Source organism: Serratia sp. EWG9 (assembly GCF_019913725.1).
Taxonomy (GTDB): Bacteria; Pseudomonadota; Gammaproteobacteria; order Enterobacterales; family Enterobacteriaceae; genus Serratia; species Serratia ureilytica.
In genome coordinates, this window is record NZ_JADNRO010000007.1 from 254323 (window position 1) to 275248 (window position 20926).

Consider the following 20926-nt stretch of genomic DNA (forward strand, 5'->3'; position numbering starts at 1 on the left):
TCAATTCCCTTTTAATATATTCCAATAATATATGAATAGATATTTATGCATGACATAAATACCGTGATGGTTATGCGATTGAGCTGTTAGGCGAAAACTTAAAAAACATAAGAGCGAATATTATTTTATTTTTATAAAAAATAAAGCCACAAAAACACAAATAAACTAAAACCAATAAAAACAATGATATAAAAAATAATTTATCATTTAAAAATGAATCCTGGCTTTTCATTCATAAATAAAATAACTATTGTAAATAAATTAAAATCAAGGATGGGAATATATTTAATATAAATAAATCTAATTTAAAGGTATCGCGGAAAAATCGATAAAAAAGAGAATCTTCTTAAATTAAAACACGCATCTTTCAGTTGCGCTATTCCAAAGCGTACGGTGTCGGAATATCCTATACTCGTTGCAGGATGCAGTTTCCCTCCCATTGAATGCCAGTACAGGGAGTCACAAATGGCTATTTTCGCCCACTTGCGGGCAATTTTTTCAGCATTATTGGCAGAATTATCTGATGAATAAAAAACGTCCCGTCTTGACCCCGGCAACCCTGTTATTGCTGCAGCCGGTCTGCATCGGTTCGGCCCTGGCGGCGGATCAGAAAGACAGCGATACGCTGGTGGTAATGGCGCAACCCATCGGATTGACCGAGCTGGGATCGCCGGTGTCCGTCAGCGTGATCGACGGCCAGGACCTGCGCAACGCCGCACCGCAGATTAACCTGTCGGAAAACCTTGGCAGCGTGCCGGGTCTGCAGCTTCAAAACCGACAAAACTATGCGCAGGACCTGCAGCTGTCGATACGCGGATTCGGCAGCCGTTCGATGTTCGGCGTGCGCGGGGTGCGCATGTACGTCGACGGCATCCCCGCCACCATGCCTGACGGCCAGGGACAAACCTCCAACATCGACATCAACTCCGTCGAGCGCATCGAGGTGCTGCGCGGCCCCTATTCCGCGCTGTACGGCAACGCTTCGGGCGGGGTGATCAACGTTGACACCCAGACCGGCGCCCAGCCGCCAACGCTGGAGGCCGGCAGCTATTTCGGCAGCGACAACACCTGGCGCTACGGGGTGAAAGCGACCGGCGCCACCGGCGACGGCACCCAGGCCGGCGACGTCAACTACGCTATCTCCGGCACCCGCTTCACCACTCAGGGCTATCGCGATCACAGCGCCGCGCGGAAAAACCTCGGCAACGGCAAGCTCGGCGTGCGGTTGGACGACGTCAGTACCCTGACGCTGATGTTCAACAGCGTCTCCATTGACGCCGGCGATCCGGGCGGCCTGACCGAAGCGGAATGGAAGGAAAACCCGCGCCAGGCGCCGCGCGCGGATCAATACAACACCCGCAAGTCGCTCGATCAGACTCAGGCCGGCCTGCGCTATCAGCGCCAGATGAGCGAGCGCGACGAACTGACGCTGACCGCCTACCACGGCGAGCGCCACACCACACAGTACCAATCCATTCCACGCGGGCCGCAGCTCAACCCTACCCACGCCGGCGGGGTGATCGTGCTGGAAAGAAAATATCAGGGCATTGACACTCGCTGGAAGCATGAGGATACTCTCGCCTCGTTACCGGTAACACTGATCGGCGGTCTGGATTATGAAACCATGACCGAACGCCGGCAGGGGTTTGAAAACTTTATTCTGCGAGACGGCACAGTGGACTACGGCGAGAAAGGCGACCAGCGGCGCAACGAGAAAAACCGCATCTGGAACCTGGATCCTTACCTGCAAACCTCCTGGCAACTGACGCCGCACTGGACGCTGGACGCCGGCCTGCGCTACAGCACGGTCAGCTTCGACTCGACCGACTACTACATCACGCCGCGCAACGGCGACGACAGCGGCAGCAAACGCTACCACCAGTGGCTGCCGATGGGCTCGCTCAACTATAAAATCAATCCGGCGTGGAACGTTTATCTCTCAGCCGGCCGCGGCTTTGAAACCCCGACCATCAACGAACTCTCCTATCGCCCCGACGGCCAGGCCGGCCTGAACATCGGCCTGCAGCCGTCCACCAGCGACACCGTCGAACTGGGCAGCAAACTGCGCCTCGGCAACGGCCTGGTGAGCGCCGCCCTGTTCCAGACCGATACCGACAACGAGCTGGTGGTGGCGGAAAGCAGCGGTGGGCGCACCAGCTACGCCAACGCCGGCAAAACCCGGCGGCGCGGCCTGGAACTGGCGCTGGATCAAGAGTTCGCGCTGGACTGGCGCCTGCATATGGCCTGGACGCTGCTGGACGCCACCTACCGCAGCGAGATGTGCGGCAAAGCCGTTTGTACCCCGGCCCAAACCATTCCCGCCGGCAATCGCCTGCCGGGCATCGCCCGCAACATGGGCTACGCCTCGCTGGCCTATGCCCCGCCGGAAGGCTGGCACGCCGGCGCGGAGCTGCGCTACATGAGCGACATTCAGGCCAATGACGCCAACAGCGCGCAGGCTCCCTCTTACACCGTGGCCGGCGTAAACGCCGGTTATCGCTTTACCTGGAACCGCTGGGCGCTGGACGTGTTCAGCCGGGTGGACAATGTTTTCGATCGCCGATACGTCGGTTCGGTGATCGTCAACGAAGGCAACGGCCGCTACTTCGAGCCGGCGCCGGGGCGCAACTGGGGTGGCGGCGCCACCTTGTCTTATCGCTTTGAATAAGGCAAAGCACCTTAAGGTTAAAAAACGGGATGGGTTTTACGTCACCCTAGCGGCTTCTCGCTGAAATAATAGGGAGAAACCGCGTGTTTTTTCCGATTTGGCTTAATCTCTAAATCGGGGACTTTCATTTTTGGTAAGGGTATTGCTATGCAAAATAAAGCGTCACTATCGCCGCTTATCGTCATAACGGCGCTGTTTGCCGCGCTGAGCGGGCTTTATCTGCTCGGCGGCGGCATCTGGCTGGCCAAGTTGGGCGGTTCGCTGTATTACATCATCGCCGGGCTGGTGCTGCTGGCGACTTCCTGGCTGCTGTTCCGCCGCCGCGCCACCGCGCTGCTGCTGTACGCGGTATTCCTGCTGGGCACCACGATTTGGGCCCTGTGGGAAGTGGGCCCGGACTTCTGGGCGCTGACGCCGCGCCTGGACGTCACCTTCTTCTTCGGCCTGTGGCTGGTGTTGCCGTTTATCTACCGCAAGCTGGTGGCCAACGGCAAATTCGCCTACGGCGCGCTGAGCGCGGCGCTGGCGATCACCGTCATCGCGCTGGCCTATGCCGTGTTCAACGATCCGCAAGAGATTAACGGCACCCTTGACGCCGCCCAGGTACAACCGAAAGACGCCACCGGCGCCGACTGGCCGGCCTATGGCCGCACCCAGGAAGGCACCCGTTACTCGCCGCTGAGCCAGATCAACGACAAAAACGTTGGCCAGCTGCAAGAGGTTTGGCGTTTCCAGACCGGCGATCTGAAGACCGCCAACGATCCGGGTGAGATCACCAACGAAGTCACGCCGATCAAGATCCGCGATACCCTTTACATGTGTACGCCGCACCAGAAGCTGTTCGCGCTGGATGCCGCCACCGGTAAAGAAAAATGGAAGTTTGATCCGCAGCTGAAATACAACCCAACCTTCCAGCACATCACCTGTCGCGGCGTGTCTTACCACGAAACCGCCGCAGCCGCAGGCGCCGCCGGCGACGCCGCTCCGGCGATGTGCGCACGCCGCATCATTCTGCCGGTCAACGACGGCCGTCTGTTCGCACTGGACGCCGAAACCGGCAAACCCTGCCCGGACTTCGCCAACAACGGTGAGCTGAACCTGCAGAGCAATATGCCGTATGCGACGCCGGGCAACTACGAGCCGACCTCGCCGCCGGTGATCACCGATAAAGTGATCGTCGTCGCCGGTGCCGTGACCGACAACTACTCCAACCGCGAGCCTTCCGGCGTGATCCGCGGCTTCGACGTCAACAGCGGCAAGCTGCTGTGGGCCTTCGATCCGGGCGCGAAAGATCCGAACGCCATCCCGGCGGACGAGCACCACTTCGTGCCGAACTCGCCGAACTCCTGGGCGCCTGCCGCCTATGACGCCAAGCTGGATATCGTTTACCTGCCGATGGGCGTTTCCACTCCGGACATCTGGGGCGGCGATCGCACCCCGGAAATGGAACGCTACGCCAGCGGCCTGTTGGCGCTGAACGCCTCCACCGGCAAACTGGCCTGGTTCTATCAGACGGTCCACCATGACCTGTGGGATATGGACGTGCCGGCGCAGCCGACCCTGGCGGACATTACCGACAAGAGCGGTAAAAAAGTGCCGGTCATCTATGTGCCGACCAAAACCGGCAACATCTTCGTGCTGAACCGCACCAACGGCGAACTGGTGGTGCCGGCGCCGGAGAAACCGGTACCGCAGGGCCCAGCCAAGGGCGATCGCCTGTCACCGACCCAGCCGTTCTCCGAGTTGACCTTCCGTCCTGAGAAGAAACTGACCGGCGCCGACATGTGGGGCGCGACCATCTATGATCAGCTGGTCTGCCGCGTGATGTTCCACAGCCTGCGTTATGAAGGCACCTTCACCCCGCCTTCCGAGCAGGGCACGCTGGTGTTCCCGGGTAACCTGGGCATGTTCGAATGGGGCGGCCTGGCCGTCGATACCGATCGCGAAATCGCCATCGCCAACCCGATCGCGCTGCCGTTCGTCTCCAAACTGATCCCGCGCGGCCCAGGCAACCCGATTGAGCCGCCGGAAGGCGACAAAGGCGGCAGCGGTACCGAGTCCGGCGTACAGCCGCAGTATGGCGTGCCGTTCGGCGTCACCCTGAACCCGTTCCTGTCGCCGTTCGGCCTGCCGTGCAAACAGCCGGCCTGGGGTTACATTTCCGCCGTGGATCTGAAAACCAACGACATCGTGTGGAAAAAACGCATCGGCACCGTGCGCGACAGCTCACCGTTGCCGCTGCCGTTCAAAATGGGCATGCCGATGCTGGGCGGCCCGGTGACCACCGCCGGTAACGTGTTCTTCATCGGCGCCACCGCGGACAACTACCTGCGCGCCTTCAGCGTGACCAACGGTGAAAAACTGTGGGAAGCGCGCTTGCCGGCCGGCGGCCAGGCGACGCCGATGACCTATGAGGTCAACGGCAAGCAGTACGTGCTGATCTACGCCGGCGGCCACGGTTCCTTCGGCACCAAGCTGGGCGACTACGTGGTCGCTTACGCCCTGCCCGATCAGAAGTAACCACCGCCGTTAGTACCCCGCAAAGCACGCCGCAAGGCGTGCTTTTTCTTTTCCCGCCCCGCCGGCTGCCCCCTCACAATACCCTTAATTTTTTCATTTCCATTATTGATAATGGTTATCATTCGCAATATTATACCTCTGCGGCCCCGGCAGCGGCTGCGATCCTCTCCAGCTTAATGGGCAATACAACGATCGGCCGCCTTCGGGCGGCCCTATTCGGAGGCGCATGGTCGACCATACTCGGAAGCATCGAAAGAAGATTTTGCAAGCGGCGGTGAAAACGCGACGCGCCGGCCTGACGTTCGCGCCGGCGTCGCCGGCCACGTCGCCCTTTATCGGCCAGCACCGCCAGACGCAAGCCGTGCTGATACACCTGATCGGCCATGATGACGCCCAGGAGGAACATGAATGAACCTGCAGCCCTTTACCGCCATGCTGATGTTCGCCTATGTGCTGCTGATGGTGCCGCTGCTCTACGTCATCGATAGCCGCCTGAGCGCCAGCAAACTGGTGCGCAAAGCCACGCAAAACCTCATCATCATCGCCTTGACGCTGTTGTTCTTCAGCGCGATGACGCTGCTGTATTGACCTTGCCGCGGCTGTCGGCGGCGGATCGTCACCCGGCGTCCGAGCGCCTGGCTCGCGGATATTTCCACAGCCAGCGCCCGCTGACCATGCGCCAGTAGAATAAGGCGCCGCGCACCGCCCAATCGAGGAACATCCCCAACCAGACGCCCACCACGCCCATGCCCAGTTCGATGCCCAACGCGTAGCCGGCCACCACGCGGCACCCCCACATGCCGAGCATCGTCACCCACATGGCGAAGCGGGCGTCGCGCGCGCCTTTCAACCCGGCGGGCAAGACCCAGGAAGCGGCCCAGATCGGCATAAAGGCGGCGTTGAGCCAGATCAGGGTTTTCACCACCGTTTTCACATCATCCTGCGAGGTATAAAACGCGGCGAACACCCCGGCCAGCGGCGCGGTGCCCCAGGCGATGGCGGTCAGCCCAAGGGTCGACAGCCAGAAAATATGGCGCAGCTGCCGCTCCGCCTGGCCGATCTCGCCTTTGCCGAGCCGCCGACCGACGATAATGGTCGAGGCCGATCCCAACGCGTTGCCCGGCAGGTTGATCAACGAAGCGATGGAGAAAGCGATAAAGTTGCCGGCGATCACGTTGGTGCCCATGCCGGCGACAAACATCTGCGTCAACAGCTTGCCGCCGTTAAACAGTACCGACTCGACGCTGGCGGGAATGCCGATCCCCAGCACTTCCCACAGGATGCTCATTTTGAGCGGCGTGAAATAGCTTTTCAACGTGATGTGCAGCGCCGGATTAAAGCCGATCGCCAGCACGTAGAGGATGGCGATGGCGCCGATATAGCGGGAAATCGTCAGCCCCAGCCCGGCGCCGACGAACCCCAGGCCATGCCAGCCCAGCATGCCGTAAATCAGGATGCTGCTGATGATGATATTGAGGATATTCATGCCGCCATTGATAAGCAGCGGGATCTTGGTGTTGCCCGCGCCGCGCAGGGCGCCGCTGCCGATCAACGCAATCGCCGCCGCCGGGTAGCTCCACACCGTGGTTTGCAGGTAAGAGAGCGCCAGCGCTTTCACCTCCGGCGAGGCCGCGCCGGCGATCACATCAATGATAGGCTCGCCCGCCAGGTGAATGCCCGCCGCCAACAGCAGCGCCACGCCGGTCATCAGCACCAGCGACTGACGCGCCGCCGCTCGCGCCCGCCGGCGATCGCGCTTGCCGAGGCTGAAGGCCACCACCACGGTGGTGCCGAGATCCACCGCGGCGAAAAAGGCGATGATCACCATGTTGAAACTGTCCGCCAGCCCCACCCCGGCCATCGCCTCTTTACCGAGCCAGCTCACCAGAAAGGTGCTCAGCACCCCCATCAGCAGGACACAGGCGTTCTCCAGAAAGATGGGCACCGCCAGTGGCGTGATCTCGCGCCAGAACAGCACGCGGTAGCTTTTCCGTTTGGCGTACCAGCGCGTATTTTCCACGCGCTGACGCAGTGCGGCATACAGGTTCAAGATGGGCTCGATGGGTAAAAGTGAAACATCATTTCAATGATGATCGATAAATCGTTATCCTGCAAAGAATTTTGGGGCGCCCATAAAGCGCGCCCGAAAGGCATGCCGGCGCGCTACTCCATGTAATCTTCCTGATCGGCCTGCGCCGCCGCAATAAAGCGGGCGGTGCTGCGGCTGAGCGCAGCGCATTTTTCCGTCAGCAGCTGATTGTCCTGTTGCAGGGTCAGGTAACGCGCCTGGGTAAGCGCCGACAACTGCCGATACCCTGCCGCCTGCGTGTCCCAGCCGCGGCGCTGCGCCGCGCGCATTGCGGTGCGCTGCAGCTTCACGTCGTCCGGTATCTCGCTGCGCCCGCAGTCCACGCGCAGGAAGTGTCCGCCGGCCAGCATCGAAGCGATGTGATCCAGCTGCGCCTGCAGCGGCGGCGCCGGTTTATGCGCCGTCTGCTGACAACCGGCGAGCAGCAGCAATGCCACCGCGCCGCAAAGAGACGTGCGAAACAGAGTCAACATGGGGGCTCCGGGAAAACCTGTGGGTGATGAGATGATCTTAGGTGAGCGGACGTCGGGCGGCAAGGCGAGCAGCACGCGCGGCCCGCTTAACGTCGGCCGCTGCTGACCTTGGTGGCGCGGGCGGGGTTGCCGGCGACGAATTCCAGCGTGGGGGAATAGTAAAACGGCAGCCAGGCGTTATAGCCGCTCTCCCACTCCCATTTGACCGGGCAAGGCCACAGCATGTCTTCATGCAGGATGTAATAGATCCACCGCCCGGGCGGGCGGCGCGGTTTGCGCGTTTTCATAGCGGGTTCGACGGCCTGATGGAATGCGATAGGGTCAACTGCTGCATTTTACCGCGATTTTCGCCGTGGGGACAGCCTGCATTGCCGGCTTCGCCCCAGCGCCGGCAAGCGCCCTTTATTCACCGCCGCCTGCCGGCGCGCCGCTCTCGCCCCCCAGCACCACTACCCTGTCGGCCGAGTCGATGGTCGACTTTCTGTGGGCGACGATCACGCGCGTAATATTCAGCGAAGATATCGCCCGGTTGATCGCCGACTCATTCTCAACGTCCAGATGGCTGGTCGCTTCATCCATAAACAGCACACTCGGGCGGCGATAGAGGGCGCGCGCGATAAACAGGCGTTGCTTTTGCCCGCCGGAGATGCCGTTGCCCAACTCGCCGATCAGGGTTTCGTAGCCCATCGGCATCTGCATGATTTCATCGTGGATATTGCTGTGTATCGCGCAGGCCATGATCAGCTCTTTATTGGCATTGACCTCAAACCCGCTGATGTTTTCCGCAATGGACCCGGAGAACAGCCGGTCGTCCTGCAGCACGCAGGCGATCGCGTTACGGTAGTTATTCACCCCGACTTTATGGATATCCATCGCGTCGGCCAAAACCTGGCCGGAAGTGGGGCTGAGCAAACCGCACATCACCTTCAGCAAAGTGGTCTTGCCCGCGCCGGAGGCGCCCACGACGGCCACGCTTTCGCCGGCCGCAATGCGCATGTTCAGGTCTTTGAAGATCGGCCGCGACAGCGCGTCATATTGATACGTAAGATTTTTTACCTCAATGGCAATCCCCGTGCCCGAGGGGAAAACCTGTCGCGGCGCGGACTCCGTCTCCGCATCGGTAAAAACGATGTCGGATATCCTCTCATTGTGCAGCGACAGCATGCGCAAGCCGATCGCCAGGTCGATCAGGCTCGAGGCCCGCTGAGAGAACTGGCCGCGATAGGCATTGAACGCCATGAACATGCCGAGCGTCATGGAATTGTCGATGACCATCATGGCGCCAAGCCACAGGATCGCCACCTGATCGAGCGTTGTGATAAAGGTATTGATCCCGCCGAACATCATATTGAATCGGGTGATTTTGATATTGGTATTGGCGGCGTCGACGTTCAGATTGAGCCAATAGCTGGAGCGCGTTTCCTTGATGCCCAGCGCCTTGACGGTCGAGATGCCGTACAGCGTCTCCATGAAATGCGAGTTGGCCTTGGCCGCCTTGACGATCTGCTCCTCCGAGAATTGACGGTAGGTTCTGTAAGTCATCATCCTGATGAGGATGTAGATCAGAGTGAAGCCCGCCACGACCCAGACCAGCCAGCCGCCGTAGACCATCATCATCGCGAACAGCCCGACCGTCATGATGCCGTCGATGATCCCGCTGACGATATTATTGGTAAAGGTGGTTCTGATCGCATCCAGCGAGGAAAAGCGCGATTGAATGTCCCCCAGGTGCCGTTTTCGAAAAATCCAGCGGCAGCTTCATCAGGTGTTCAAACAGCGTCGTCTTCCACTGAATATCGGTCAGCGTCCCGAGCACGATGGAGATCCAGGCCCTGGCGATGCTGACCACCGCGCGGAACAAGGTGAAGAAGATCAGCCCCAAACAGATGACCGTCAGCAGGCTGTAGTCATGCGCCTGAATGACATGGTCGGTCACCAGTTGCGTTCCCACCGGCAGCAGCAGGTTGACCGATTCGATGACTATCGATAACGCAAAGATCTTGAGCAGCGTCCCCGGCAGGCCCTCGATGTTTTTCATCAAATCCAGCAGGCGCAAACGGGTCTTGAGGGTCTCTTTTTGAAAGGCCCTGTCGGGCCACAGCTCCAACGCGATGCCGGTAAAGTGATTCGACATCTCCTGCAGCCCGATCACTCTGCGCCCGAAGGCCGGATCGTGAATGACAAAACCGGCGCGCTGCACCTTAACCAACACCACGAAGTGATTCATATTCCAGTGCAGTATGCAGGGCGTTTTCAGCTGATTGATTTCGTCGATGTCCAAGGACAAGGCGCGCGTCTTCAGCTGGATTTGCGACGCGATTTGAGAGATCGTCCCCAGGGTCGCACCCTGGGTGGAAATGCCGAATCGCTGCCGCAGGCTCAGCATATCCACATTAAACCCGTAATAGGAGGCGATCATGGCGAGGCACGCCAGGCCGCATTCCGATGACTCCGACTGCAAGATGCTCGGCACCCGCTTGCGCAGTGAGAATGTTAACTTCTCGTTGATCCGTTCAAAGAGATTATTGTCCTTCATCGACTCGCCCCACGACGCTGTTTTTTATGTCATACAAAGGCGCGATCGCCCACTGATAAAGCGGTTTCTTATCCAGGAAGACGATGACCCTGGCCTGCAGCCCGCTGCTGATTTCGAGATATTTGCCTTTATCGCTGAATTGCGTGTCGCTGATGGACGCCAGCACTTTGTAGTAGGCGTTCCTTTCCCTTTTATTTCCGCTGCTGTATTCCGACATTTCCTGCGGGGAGGCGGGGACCGACGAGATGGATTCTATTTTTCCCGGAAACTGACCGAATTTATCCGACGGGAAGGCTTCATAGCGAATGTTGATGCCATCGCCGATTTTCACGTAGGGCAAACTGTTATTCGGCAGCCATAAAACCAGATAATATTTGATGTTATCAATCGGTTTGATTTGCGCCAGACTGCTTCCGCTCTCGACCACCTGCCCGGCGGTCACGCTCAGCGACTCGATTTTCCCCTTGAGCGGCGCTTTGATAATGACCTGGCCGCCGGCATTGGACTCCGCCAGCTGGCGTTGTAAATCACTGCGTTGCGATTCGCTTTGCGATATCTGATTGTCGTAATCGGCGGCGCGAATCAGCAAATCGCTGCGCAACTGCGACAGTTGAATATTTTGCTGGATCTTTTGGCTGTAGAGCGCCTGATACGAGCTTTGCTGTTGTTGAAAGAGCGAGCGCTGATAATTTAACTGATCTTTGGTGATCAGGCCTTTCGTCAAATAGTGTTCGTAATTTTTCAGGCTATCGCGCATTTTATCCATCCCCTCTTTGGCGCTGAGGTTCAGTTTCTCGGTTTCTTTATAGGCGTTTTCATAGCTATTGATCTGTTTGCGTAAATTATCCAGCATGGCGGTTTTATTTTTATTCAGCTTGCTGATTATCGAATCCAGATTGCTAATCTGTTTGCTTATTTCGCTGGCCGCGATATGGCTGACATTGCCGGACGTGGTGCTTCTCGAGACATCAATCACATACAGCGGCTCGTCCTTTTCCACGACGTCACCGGCTTTATGGAATGCCTGGCTCACGTAACCGTATTGGGAGGAAAACACATTGGTGGAATGCGGGATGCTGATCACCTCGCCTTCAACATCGACCCGGCGCGTGTACTCGCAAAAATAGAGTGCGCCCGCCAGGATCAGAATAAAAGTGAAACAGGTGGCGGCAATCACATGGCTCGACGCGCCGGAAATTAACAGCGCCCTGCCGGTCCATCTTTGACGTTGATAATTGACCGCCTCCTGGCGGAAAATATTCCTGCTCTTATTATCACTCATAGGAAGAACCTGCGCTTGCCTGACCGGGAGACAGCCGCAGCGAGAACGCTGCGGCTTTGGACCGCGTATGGATTTAGCTGATGGTGCCGTTAATCAGCCCATCGAGGCCTTTTTTGGAGTATTCCAGCGTGGTGTCCCAGCCAATAACGGCTGCGGCCACGCCGCTGGCTACGCCGCCCAGGATGCCGCCGGCGACCATGCCGACGCCCTGGCCAATCGAGCCGACGCCCAGCAGGCCGCCGCCGTCGCCGCCGTGCTTACCGCCGATGACGGCGCCCGCCATGCTGCCCACGGAGGCGCCCAGAGCGATGGATGAAACGGCTTCCGCGGCATTGGAGACGGCGCTGCCAATCAGCCCCGACAGTCCATTGCTCATATCCCAGGAATAAGCGCCTGACACTTCATTCATTTCGATAACAGACAGTTCTTTCATTGGTTAATCTCCATATTTAAACGGACAAACACTGCCATACATGCGTGTTGTCATTGCATTGGCATCGGCCTGCAGCGCCTGATGCCACCAATAATGTCGCGCGAACAGACGACATTATATTTTTAATAGGGGTCTCTTTAATTCTGCGTAATGGTGAATGTCATCACCGCGTCGGCCTGTCCGGGGCTAATGGCTCCCGTTTGCTTATAGCGCGCCATCAAGGGGATCCTGATCTCTTTTTCAGCCGCGGTGTGGTAATTGATCGGTCTGGAAAACGTTAATGGATTACGGTTCTCATCCAACACTTCCACGGCGACGCCCTTCGCCGCATCGGCGCCGTCGGCGATATCAATCATTCCCACGCCTGGCGAATTTCCGGCCGCCTCGAACGTGACCTGAACCGGAATATTGTCCTCCTGACATTGCAGAACCACGGAAAAATTGCGTTCGGAAGACGCCGCCGTGCTGCCGACGCCGTTAAACTCGCTGCGTTTAGGGCTGCCCAGATTCACCGTTTGATTTTTATAGTTCAAATCAACCAGGCAACTTTTCTGAATGACCTTCATGCCGGAAATACTGATATCCAAAATGGAGGTCGAATCCAGATAATATCTGGCGATAATTTTCCCGCCCATATCGCCGCCGGTTTTGATCGGGCCGGTTTTAATAAACGTCAGCCGAACATCGTTTCGATTGATCCACGGCGTCAGCAAGTTGGGCGAAATCGCCGTGTTGACGGGCACGTTCTTATTGCTCTGCCATAAGTCTGAAATCGTCACCCCCACGCCCTCGATGCCCGTTTCAAATACGCCGGGCAGCGCGCTCGGCGTCAGCGGCGACATGGAGCGATAGGCGACCGAACCGGAACAAAGAAAAGAAAACGTCGTGCCGTTAATGCTGTTCTCGGTTCGAACAGCCAACTGCTCGCCGACTTCAATGCGCGGATCCACGGCCAGCGTCAGCAACCCCATACGGGCGGTTTTCGCGTTGGTGGTACAGGTGCCGGCATAAACCGCCGTCGTGAGCGTCGCCAGCCACACCAGGGCGCCGTAACCGAATATCCTGAGAAAAACGTTCATTTTCACTCTCACTTAAAAGTCATGATGGAAATAGAGCGAGATCTATTGGCAAACGCCGTTTAGGGTTTGGAGACCCGCTGACGGCGGCTCCGCCGGCAACTGGTAACGGATGCGGCATTGGTTCTCGCCATTCCTGCCCCACTGCGCGATGAGCAGGCCCTTTTCCGCCATGCCGGTCAGATAGACCACGCCGTCGCCGCCGACCAGGAACGGCTGAGCCGCCCCCTCGGCAAGACGCAGGCTGGCGCCCAGCGGCAGGGGTGCCCCCTGCGAGTCCGTCACCTTCATCAAAATCCGTCTGCCGACGTTGGCTTTGAAATTCGCCCGGCTCACCGCGCCGCGAGTCGGCGTGACCGACTGGTTCGTCAACTCGAGATCGACATCATCCGGCAAGCTGTCGACATCGAGGCGAATCGAATTGTTGCGATAAGGCGTGGCGTAAGGAACGATCGCGTAGCCGCGCCAGTCGGTTTTCACCCCGACCTGATTGCCGACCGCCACATCGCTCGCGCCGGCCGCCTGTACCAGGGCGACGGTTTCGCCGAACGGTTGACCGAAGGTCACACCGTCTTCATGGGCGATCACCCCGCCCTTCACCCCGTAGTTGACGCGCTGTTGACTGCGATCGTAGGCGTAGCCCGCCGTGAGTTCGCCGTACGTCGCGCGCCAGTCGGCGTTGGCGTTGCCGCTGTTGCCCTGGCCCTGGCTGCCATACCCTTCCTGTACGCTCCAGCTGAGGTTGCCGCCGGCCAGCGCCGTGCCGTTGAGGCCCGCCGTATGGCTGGTATTGCCTTTTTTGCTGGTGTTGAGGTTGTAGGTGGCGTAGGTGTTGCTCAGCCATTTCTCTAATGGCACGCTGATGTTGAAAGCGAAGATCTGATCGCGATCGTAAATGCGCCCGCGGTTCGAATCGCCGTAAGTAGCCTGTGAATTCCGGCTGTAGCTGTAGTTAAAACCGTAGCTGATGCCATTCCAACTATTGTTGTAACCCGCGCTCAGCGACTGCATATTGCGCTCGGAGCCCCAATAGTCTTCGGAGACCGCGCTGAGTGAAAGCGACCCCGCCCCTTCCCATAAATTCTGGTTCAGCGTGATTTCGCCGCGATTTTTGCGGCGGTCTATCGGGGCGTAACGGTTGCCGCTGCGATAGGTGTCCAGCACTTCCTGCAGCCCATAGTAGCCGCTGGTCGAATAGCGGTAGCCGGCGATGGCGAAGTTCGTCCCCGTCTCGACGATATTTTTGCTGTACCGCACGCGCCACGACTGACCATCGCTTTTCGGTTGATGCTCCTGCTTTGCCCACGCCTGGGTGACGTCGGCCGACAGGGCGCCGAACTCGCCCAGGTTCTTGCCCAGACCCAATGCCAGCGATTGATACGGCCCGGCGAATTGGCCGCCGCCATACAGGGTGAAACCGGCGGGCAAGCCATAAATCAGGCTGGCCTGCGAGAAGATCTTTTTATCCACGCTGTGATCGTAAGTGCGGTATTGCCCCGAGGTCAGCGCATATTTCAGCCGCCCTTCGCGTTGCAGCACCGGCAGGCTGGCGAAGGGAACGGTCAGGTGCTGTTCGCTGCCGTCCGCCTCCTTGATAGTCACCTCCAAATCGCCGCTGCCGCCGGTCGGGTACATGTCCGAAATTTCAAACGCGCCCGGCGCAACGTAACTCTGGTAGATGACATAGCCGTTTTGGCGAATGACCACTTGCGCATTGCTGCGCGCGATGCCGCGCACCACCGGCGCATAACCACGCAGGCTTTCCGGCAACATGTCGTCATCGGAAGCCAGCTGCGCGCCGCGAAACGACACGCTGTCAAACACATCGGACGGGCTGCTGCTTTCGCCGAGCGTCAGCAAGCTTTTCAGGCGGATGATATTGCGCTGGGCGTAGGTATAGACGGAGTCCCAACGATCCTCCGACGCTCGCCCGCCGCCGGCGCTGTTGTAGCTCCAGGTGGTGTAGTTCCGCACTCGCCAGGCGCCCAGGTTGAAGCCCGGCCGCAGGTTGAGGTAATAACTGCTTGCGCTCTGGGTGAATCGATCGCGCCCCTTGCTGTTGCTGCCGGTGAAGCCATAGTTCAGCAGCATCGCCGGCAGGCCTTCATCCCATTGTTCCGGCGGAACGTATCCGCGCACCTTATTTTCCAACGCCGCCTGGGGGATACTCAGCATCAGGCGTTGGCGGTTAAATTGAAATTGCGCCGAGGCCTGCGGGATCGCGGCCAAATTCGCGCAGCGATCGGCACCGGCCAAACCGGGAAACAGCTCAACTTTCACCCCAAGCCGTTTCAGATCTTCCCGCGTCAGACAAGGCTGCAGATCGGCCTTCTCGTCGCTGCCGGCCCGCCGAGCGAACGACACCTCGCGCGTTTCCAGCAGCATGTCGTTCACCCAAATATCGACCCGATACGTGCCGGGAACCTGCTGGCCATTTTCAAAAATCGACAGATCGACGTGCTGCTGACCTGAGCGCCCGGTTTCCAGCAACGCCGGATTAAAATAGTCACGAGAGAAGGCGGGATTAGCCATGTTGCCGCATACCGCCGTTGTTGCCGTGAATAAGGCTATGCGTTTCAGCCAAGCATCCCGCTTCGCTAATATACGCTTTTGAGTTATCATTCATTAGCTCCATTATTGAAATGTTTTATCCCTCTGTCTGCCTTCCCTTACAGATTAAATACCTGACTGATGTTCTTTCCCTGTGCCGCCATAATCATTAATTAATTTCCAGCTTACCGACGTTGCGCCCGCCACGGGCAATGCAAACATTTCGCTGCTCATCGGCGCGATATACGCCACCTCTTTCATTTCCCGCCCCCCGATGCGGACATAATGAAAGTTCATATAATAAGGCGTTGGGTTGGTGAGTTTTAATTCTGAACCGACACGCTGCCATTTCAGCTGCTGCGTCACTTCTTCGGGCACCTGGCGGAGCAGCGGCGCTGGCCGATAAATCAATTTAATGCGGGTCTTGACCGCTATTTGCAGCGTATTCGATTTACCCGCCTGGGTTGTTGAAGGAATGGATTTAATATTCATCCAATACAAGCTTTCTTTATCTTTCGGTAAGTCATCGCCCACTTTCACGATGCGCAGCATATTTTCCTGGTTGCCGTCCAGCCGAAATAAAGGCGGCGTAACGATAAACGCGATTTTATCCACCCCGCTTTGTTGATTCTCCAGCCAGGACTGAATCAAATACGGTTCTTTATCCGGATTCTCCACGCTGATTGACGCTTCTTTTTTTTCGCCGTTGAATATCACCCGCGTACCGCCAATCACCACGCCGGCGTGAACCGTAGACGCAAACAATAAAATAATGAAAGCCGCTAAGGCGCCGTAGCGATTAAAACGCATAATATTATCTCCGAGACAATACAGCCCGCTGTGAACCAGCGGGCAAGAAAATATTATCAGTTATAATTCAGCGTAAAGGTGGCGACGCTATTGGCTTTACCGGCGGTAACATCTGCCTGCGTGGAAATATAGCGGGCGGTAAAATCGAGGTTATTTTTCACGCCGCTGCCGGAAGCCAACGGATAAGCCGTCGACGCCGTGTAAAGCGGCAGAACACTGTTAGAAATATCAGACAGTTGGATACCGACGCCGGTAGCGACATCCGTTTCCTGGGTCAGCTGCAATACGTTGCTGTCGCCGTTATCGGCCGCGCCGTCGAACTTAACGGTGGCGCTTTTTACCGTATCCGGACAATCGGTGACTTCCAGCGTGAATTTTGTCGCGCTGGACGTTGATCCCTTGCCACCCGCAAATGCCGTTCGGGCCACATCACCCAAAACAACATTTAATGGATTACTCAAGTCATTCGTGACCTTGCACGCAGCATCGACAATATTCCCGGTAAAATTAACCTGACCATCTGCTGCCAGAGCAGGTAAAGCGCTTGAACACGCTGCCGCGACAAATGCCAACATAATCACTTTTTTTTCCATCATGGGTACTTCTCCTTTTGATTAGACAGACTTCAAAATATCCCCGCCACGGAGAACCCGGACAGGGAGAATAGGAGCTCCGCTCCTTTCACAGTTAATTATGCTTAGCTTTCCCCCTTTAGCAATACATAAAATCAATGTAAAGATGAGAAAAGATAATTACCCCAAATAGAATTAGCATCATTCTTAATTTTATTTTGAAAAAACCGCCAAATCGGCGTTTCTTGATTCAATCATCTGGCCGCCAGGGAATTTATTCTCGCGCTATTCGAAGGCGCTTTCGCCAGATCCTCCTCATTTCCCCCTCAGCCGGAAAATCGGGCGACATCGCCGTAAAATGAAAGCCGGGCGATAAAACTCGCCCTGAAATAAATGACAGTTATATTACGAAAGGCATCACGACGCGGCGGCAGAAAGAGGAGCAGAAGAATAGGAAAAGCATGGCGATAACGGTTTATCGAACAGGAAGGAGAATAAGGCATTCGCCGTTCGTGAAACCGGCGCGGTCATGTGACAACGAGAAAATGGCGTTACGCAGAAATATTCTGTCTGGCGCCGTTCACTATTTCGAAAACAAGGCGACAATGCGCTCTGTCGCGCATAATAACGCATTGCCGCCTTATTGTTTTTCGGCGCCGCTAATTAATCGTCATGGCGATAATCTTCCCCCAGCCCTCTGCCGGGTAGGGTTTCACACGCCAGACCATCGCCCGCGGGAACGGCGGACAGATAGTTATCGTCAGGCGTGATAAAGACCGGCGTGGTCGCGATAAACCCATCGTTGAACACCGCCTCGATAAAGGTGGCCTCCCAGCCTTGCGCCGGGGCGGCCAGACGAAACTCGCCGCGATCGGCCTCCGCTGTAGCCAACGGCTCCGGGGTAAAGCGTACGCCGCACGAATAACGAAAATCTCGGGCCGTGCGGTTGTGCGCGCTCCAACGTCGCACGGTGGCCGGCGGTTCGGAAAAACGCAGCGTGCGCACCGCAGCATCCGCGGCGCTGCCTTGCACCTCGATCGTCGGCAACGCGATATCGCGCTGGCGGCGCTTGATCATCGCCAGTATGGCGCGTTCGGCGGCCGGCCGGCTTGCCGCGCGATCCCCATCGGCAATCGCGCGCAGCGAAATCTCTCCCGGTGAAGCGCTGAAATAGAATCGCGTGCTGTCCGGCGGATAACGTTCGTCGCCGCTGGCGATGATGACATATTTCGCCGCCGCTGGCCGCTCTCCCGCCGTCGGCGGCGGATAAGCGGTGGGATCCGCTATTTGCATCAGTTTGTCGAACGCCGGCGTCTCTATGCGCCGATCGATGCCGAGTTGGTAATAAGGATGAAACGCCAACGGCCAACGGCCGCCATACGTACGATAGGTATGCTTCAAGACCTGCCGCGCCGCGACCCCATCCGGGAACATGGCGACGACGGCATCGATGCGCTCATCCGACAATGACGCCAGCCACGCCGCGGTTGCGCCGCTCGCCGCGCCCGCCACGATGAATTTATCTATCCCCCATCGGCTCAATTCGCGCTGCGCCAGCGTCATGGTTTGCGACAAGGCCGCCGTCATGGGGATCGCCAGCGGCATCATCAAGTATTCATCCGCATCGTCCAGGAACAATCGCCAGCCTCGGGCCTGGCTGTCCTCCCCCGCACGACGCAGCCCCTCATTTTGATATTCCAGGTACGGATAAGGCAGCCGGTTGACGACAATCACGATGGTGTGACTTTCCGCCGCCAAGGCCGCCGGCGTAGCGACGGAAAACGCCGCATTTTGCTTGCCTGGCCCGCTCGCCCCTGCGGCGGCGCAAGCGCAGTCATCGCTCATCAGCACCAACGCTTTACGGGCAAGCGCCCCGTTGGGGATATAAATATCCACATCGTGCCACCATTGCGTCGGCCGGATGGCGTCTTGCGGCGACCAGGATTGCGACATCAACCGATAATGGCGTATCGACACGTCATGGCCGTTATCCACGCCCTTTAACGAATATGACAGAGGCAATATGGCCAACTGATTGTTATAACAAGGAATAACGGTGTGCAAGGCGGGATGTTCGTCCGCAAAGCAGCGGTCTTCCTCTGCCGCCATGGCCTGCCGGCCGCCGATTAAGGCCAGGCAAATCAGCGCGATGTATCCGATGCGTTTCAGCATTTTTTCCTCCCCCTTTGTCCGTGGCAAATCCCTTTTACGCCGCCTGGCGGCAGGAAACCTTCCGCGCGCCTAGAGCACCTGATGAAAGCGTATCGGATAGCCAAAGCTGTCCTTTTCGAACGCCACGTCTCTGTCGTTCTCGCCCAGCAATAGGCTGTAAACGCCGTTTTCCTCATAACGGCTCATGGCGATATACAGCACCACCTCCCGATGGTCAGCGATCGTAAACTGTTTGCGCCTGGCGTTGATTTCCAAGGTAAACGCCACCACAGGATTGTTGTTCAGAAATACCGAAGTCTGCTGCATGGAGACGATCCTGCCCTGCGCTTTCTCGGTCACCTGAAAGGGCGTGGCGTCATTGGGGGCGCGTATATCCACCTTCTTTTGGATATAGATAAAGTTAAACACCGCCAACGCCACCGCCACGAACAGATTGATGACCATGATCAAGATGATTTTATTCGCCATGAACTCTCCCTTTGCCGTTCTTCCGGCTCCCGACATGAGCGAAGTAAAAGTGCCCTTGCGGGCACTTTTCATTAAGGGCCGGGCTTATGACGATTTACGGCCAAACAGCTGCGAGAAGGCGCTAATCCCGGCATCGATGACGGCGCCAATGCCCTCACCGAGTTTGGCGCCGGCGCCCGCCGCATCCGCGTGGATCCCGAATAGACCGGTACCGGCATCTACGATGGCGCCAATGCCATTGCCCAGGATTTTGCCGGCATCGGAAGCGATGCCTGCGCCGGAAACCGCCATGACTTCTGCTTCAGTCAGTTCTTTCATACTGTCTCCTTTGTATTTATCGACATGTTTAGTAATGAAAAAATGAAACCCTCACTGTTTGTTCACCTCCTTGTTATCTGCCCACGAAAGACCCTGTTGCCAATGCGTTCACCCGCGCGGCGGTGACAATGTCAGAACAGGCCGAACTCACGGCAGAGATAATCGGCGACGCCATTGCGGCTGTTGGGCAGCGCAATCGGGTTAAACGGCAGCGCGCGCTTCAATTCGCCCATGGCATTGCCCATCACCACCCCCGTTCCGGCCCAGCGCAGCATGTCCAAATCGTTCATCGCATCGCCGAAAGAGAGGCAATCGCGCATCGCTATCTGTTTGGCGCTCAGATAGTCGGCCACGCTTCTGGCCTTGGAAATATGCTTATCCATGATGTCTATCGTTTCCGCAGAGGACTTACAGATGGACAGCGTTTTTCCGAAAGCCTGACTGACCTCGTCGTAAAACCGCTCGATCAGCGCCGCTTCACCCTGCAGCAGCACTTTCAGGATCGGTTGCCGTTTCATCGCCTCCGGTTCGACATAGCGGCAAGCGACGCCCGAGGTCTTGATATAGTCGGCAAAATGCGGATTCTCTTCGGCCATCATCCATCCTTCCTGGGTGAACAACGTCACGTGGAGCGGACAGGCGAAGAGGTAATCCATCAACATCATTTGGCTGTCGCGAGGCAGGAAATAGCGTTTATCCGCCACCGGCCGCCCCTCGATATTGACCATCGCGCCATTGCAGGAGACGATCGCCGGCGAGAACCCCAAGCCATCCACAATCCCGCGCGCATCCGCATCGCAACGGCCTGTCGCGATGACGATTTCCAGCCCGCGGGCATGCAGGATATTGAGCGTTTCCACCGTCAGATCAGACAGATGCCCGGCAGGATCCAGCAAGGTTCCGTCAAGATCGCTCACGATCGCCCGGTATTTTATTTTGCCGTCGATAGCAAGCCACAT

The 20926-nt window shown here is 57.5% G+C and carries 18 protein-coding genes and 1 pseudogene; 4 read left to right on the forward strand and 15 right to left on the reverse strand.

Annotated features, from left to right (window positions below; genetic code table 11):
• Positions 1-523: 523 nt before the first annotated feature.
• The 4 genes from pqqU (at position 524) to ITX55_RS17270 (ending at position 5776) form a co-directional block, all read left to right on the forward strand.
• Positions 524-2668 carry a TonB-dependent receptor PqqU gene (gene pqqU / locus ITX55_RS17255; protein WP_046896518.1) on the forward strand — a complete coding sequence of 715 codons (2145 nt, stop codon included), beginning with the start codon at positions 524-526 and terminating at the stop codon, positions 2666-2668.
• Between the two features lie 147 nt (positions 2669-2815).
• Complete coding sequence (locus ITX55_RS17260; RefSeq protein ID WP_223085231.1) at positions 2816-5188, forward strand: glucose/quinate/shikimate family membrane-bound PQQ-dependent dehydrogenase; 2373 nt, start codon at positions 2816-2818, stop codon at positions 5186-5188.
• Positions 5189-5414: 226 nt separating this feature from the next.
• Positions 5415-5600, forward strand: a complete 186-nt coding sequence (locus tag ITX55_RS17265) for a hypothetical protein (RefSeq protein WP_033643635.1) — start codon at positions 5415-5417, stop codon at positions 5598-5600.
• The gene (locus tag ITX55_RS17270) at positions 5597-5776 is read left to right on the forward strand and encodes a hypothetical protein (protein WP_015378373.1); all 180 of its coding nucleotides are present in this window, start codon (positions 5597-5599) and stop codon (positions 5774-5776) included. Before ITX55_RS17265 ends, ITX55_RS17270 begins: the two co-directional genes overlap by 4 nt.
• A gap of 28 nt (positions 5777-5804) precedes the next feature.
• On the opposite strand, the gene ITX55_RS17275 is transcribed toward ITX55_RS17270, so the two are convergent.
• The 15 genes and pseudogenes from ITX55_RS17275 to ITX55_RS17340 all read right to left on the reverse strand — a co-directional run bounded on the left by ITX55_RS17275 (position 5805) and on the right by ITX55_RS17340 (position 20926).
• Positions 5805-7238 (reverse strand): EmmdR/YeeO family multidrug/toxin efflux MATE transporter, encoded by a 1434-nt coding sequence (locus ITX55_RS17275; RefSeq protein WP_033650790.1) that lies wholly within the window; start codon positions 7236-7238, stop codon positions 5805-5807.
• Between the two features lie 113 nt (positions 7239-7351).
• Positions 7352-7750, reverse strand: coding sequence for a type II secretion system pilot lipoprotein GspS (gspS, locus tag ITX55_RS17280; protein WP_108681373.1), 399 nt, complete (start codon positions 7748-7750; stop codon positions 7352-7354).
• Positions 7751-7836: 86 nt separating this feature from the next.
• Positions 7837-8037 carry a hypothetical protein gene (locus ITX55_RS17285; protein ID WP_015378375.1) on the reverse strand — a complete coding sequence of 67 codons (201 nt, stop codon included), beginning with the start codon at positions 8035-8037 and terminating at the stop codon, positions 7837-7839.
• A 115-nt stretch (positions 8038-8152) separates the two neighbouring features.
• The gene (locus ITX55_RS24225; RefSeq protein ID WP_370632702.1) at positions 8153-9028 is read right to left on the reverse strand and encodes a peptidase domain-containing ABC transporter; all 876 of its coding nucleotides are present in this window, start codon (positions 9026-9028) and stop codon (positions 8153-8155) included.
• A pseudogene (locus ITX55_RS24230) lies at positions 9014-10286 on the reverse strand (peptidase domain-containing ABC transporter); the annotation flags it as partial. The gene ITX55_RS24225 and the pseudogene ITX55_RS24230, both read right to left, overlap by 15 nt.
• The gene (locus tag ITX55_RS17295) at positions 10273-11568 is read right to left on the reverse strand and encodes an HlyD family secretion protein (protein WP_004935276.1); all 1296 of its coding nucleotides are present in this window, start codon (positions 11566-11568) and stop codon (positions 10273-10275) included. The gene ITX55_RS17295 and the pseudogene ITX55_RS24230, both read right to left, overlap by 14 nt.
• A gap of 73 nt (positions 11569-11641) precedes the next feature.
• Entirely contained in the window at positions 11642-12001 is a 360-nt protein-coding gene (locus tag ITX55_RS17300; RefSeq protein WP_004935280.1) for a hypothetical protein, read from the reverse strand.
• A gap of 137 nt (positions 12002-12138) precedes the next feature.
• Positions 12139-13080, reverse strand: a complete 942-nt coding sequence (locus ITX55_RS17305; RefSeq protein ID WP_033643645.1) for a fimbrial protein — start codon at positions 13078-13080, stop codon at positions 12139-12141.
• A gap of 42 nt (positions 13081-13122) precedes the next feature.
• Entirely contained in the window at positions 13123-15699 is a 2577-nt protein-coding gene (locus ITX55_RS17310) for a fimbria/pilus outer membrane usher protein (protein ID WP_164057818.1), read from the reverse strand.
• Between the two features lie 54 nt (positions 15700-15753).
• Positions 15754-16437 carry a molecular chaperone gene (locus ITX55_RS17315; RefSeq protein ID WP_033632666.1) on the reverse strand — a complete coding sequence of 228 codons (684 nt, stop codon included), beginning with the start codon at positions 16435-16437 and terminating at the stop codon, positions 15754-15756.
• Between the two features lie 56 nt (positions 16438-16493).
• Entirely contained in the window at positions 16494-17033 is a 540-nt protein-coding gene (locus ITX55_RS17320; RefSeq protein ID WP_004935293.1) for a fimbrial protein, read from the reverse strand.
• A 639-nt stretch (positions 17034-17672) separates the two neighbouring features.
• Complete coding sequence (locus tag ITX55_RS17325) at positions 17673-19181, reverse strand: PhoPQ-activated protein PqaA family protein (RefSeq protein WP_223085232.1); 1509 nt, start codon at positions 19179-19181, stop codon at positions 17673-17675.
• Positions 19182-19250: 69 nt separating this feature from the next.
• On the reverse strand, positions 19251-19649 hold the full coding sequence (locus ITX55_RS17330; protein ID WP_042784953.1) for a hypothetical protein: 399 nt from the start codon (positions 19647-19649) through the stop codon (positions 19251-19253).
• Positions 19650-19733: 84 nt separating this feature from the next.
• Complete coding sequence (locus tag ITX55_RS17335; RefSeq protein WP_004935304.1) at positions 19734-19967, reverse strand: hypothetical protein; 234 nt, start codon at positions 19965-19967, stop codon at positions 19734-19736.
• A gap of 131 nt (positions 19968-20098) precedes the next feature.
• A complete protein-coding gene (locus ITX55_RS17340) occupies positions 20099-20926 on the reverse strand; it encodes a Cof-type HAD-IIB family hydrolase (RefSeq protein ID WP_089191971.1) in 828 nt (275 codons plus the stop codon).

Coding starts and splice junctions, on each gene's coding strand:
- pqqU (WP_046896518.1), top strand. CDS start 524: ATGAATAAAAAACGTCCCGTCTTGACCCCGGCAACCCTGTTATTGCTG.
- ITX55_RS17300 (WP_004935280.1), bottom strand. CDS start 12,001: ATGAAAGAACTGTCTGTTATCGAAATGAATGAAGTGTCAGGCGCTTAT.
- ITX55_RS17265 (WP_033643635.1), top strand. CDS start 5,415: ATGGTCGACCATACTCGGAAGCATCGAAAGAAGATTTTGCAAGCGGCG.
- gspS (WP_108681373.1), bottom strand. CDS start 7,750: ATGTTGACTCTGTTTCGCACGTCTCTTTGCGGCGCGGTGGCATTGCTG.
- ITX55_RS17320 (WP_004935293.1), bottom strand. CDS start 17,033: ATGATGGAAAAAAAAGTGATTATGTTGGCATTTGTCGCGGCAGCGTGT.
- ITX55_RS17340 (WP_089191971.1), bottom strand. CDS start 20,926: ATGTGGCTTGCTATCGACGGCAAAATAAAATACCGGGCGATCGTGAGC.
- ITX55_RS17285 (WP_015378375.1), bottom strand. CDS start 8,037: ATGAAAACGCGCAAACCGCGCCGCCCGCCCGGGCGGTGGATCTATTAC.
- ITX55_RS17295 (WP_004935276.1), bottom strand. CDS start 11,568: ATGAGTGATAATAAGAGCAGGAATATTTTCCGCCAGGAGGCGGTCAAT.
- ITX55_RS17325 (WP_223085232.1), bottom strand. CDS start 19,181: ATGCTGAAACGCATCGGATACATCGCGCTGATTTGCCTGGCCTTAATC.
- ITX55_RS17315 (WP_033632666.1), bottom strand. CDS start 16,437: ATGCGTTTTAATCGCTACGGCGCCTTAGCGGCTTTCATTATTTTATTG.
- ITX55_RS17330 (WP_042784953.1), bottom strand. CDS start 19,649: ATGGCGAATAAAATCATCTTGATCATGGTCATCAATCTGTTCGTGGCG.
- ITX55_RS24225 (WP_370632702.1), bottom strand. CDS start 9,028: ATGATGGTCATCGACAATTCCATGACGCTCGGCATGTTCATGGCGTTC.
- ITX55_RS17335 (WP_004935304.1), bottom strand. CDS start 19,967: ATGAAAGAACTGACTGAAGCAGAAGTCATGGCGGTTTCCGGCGCAGGC.
- ITX55_RS17310 (WP_164057818.1), bottom strand. CDS start 15,699: ATGATAACTCAAAAGCGTATATTAGCGAAGCGGGATGCTTGGCTGAAA.
- ITX55_RS17305 (WP_033643645.1), bottom strand. CDS start 13,080: ATGAACGTTTTTCTCAGGATATTCGGTTACGGCGCCCTGGTGTGGCTG.
- ITX55_RS17270 (WP_015378373.1), top strand. CDS start 5,597: ATGAACCTGCAGCCCTTTACCGCCATGCTGATGTTCGCCTATGTGCTG.
- ITX55_RS17260 (WP_223085231.1), top strand. CDS start 2,816: ATGCAAAATAAAGCGTCACTATCGCCGCTTATCGTCATAACGGCGCTG.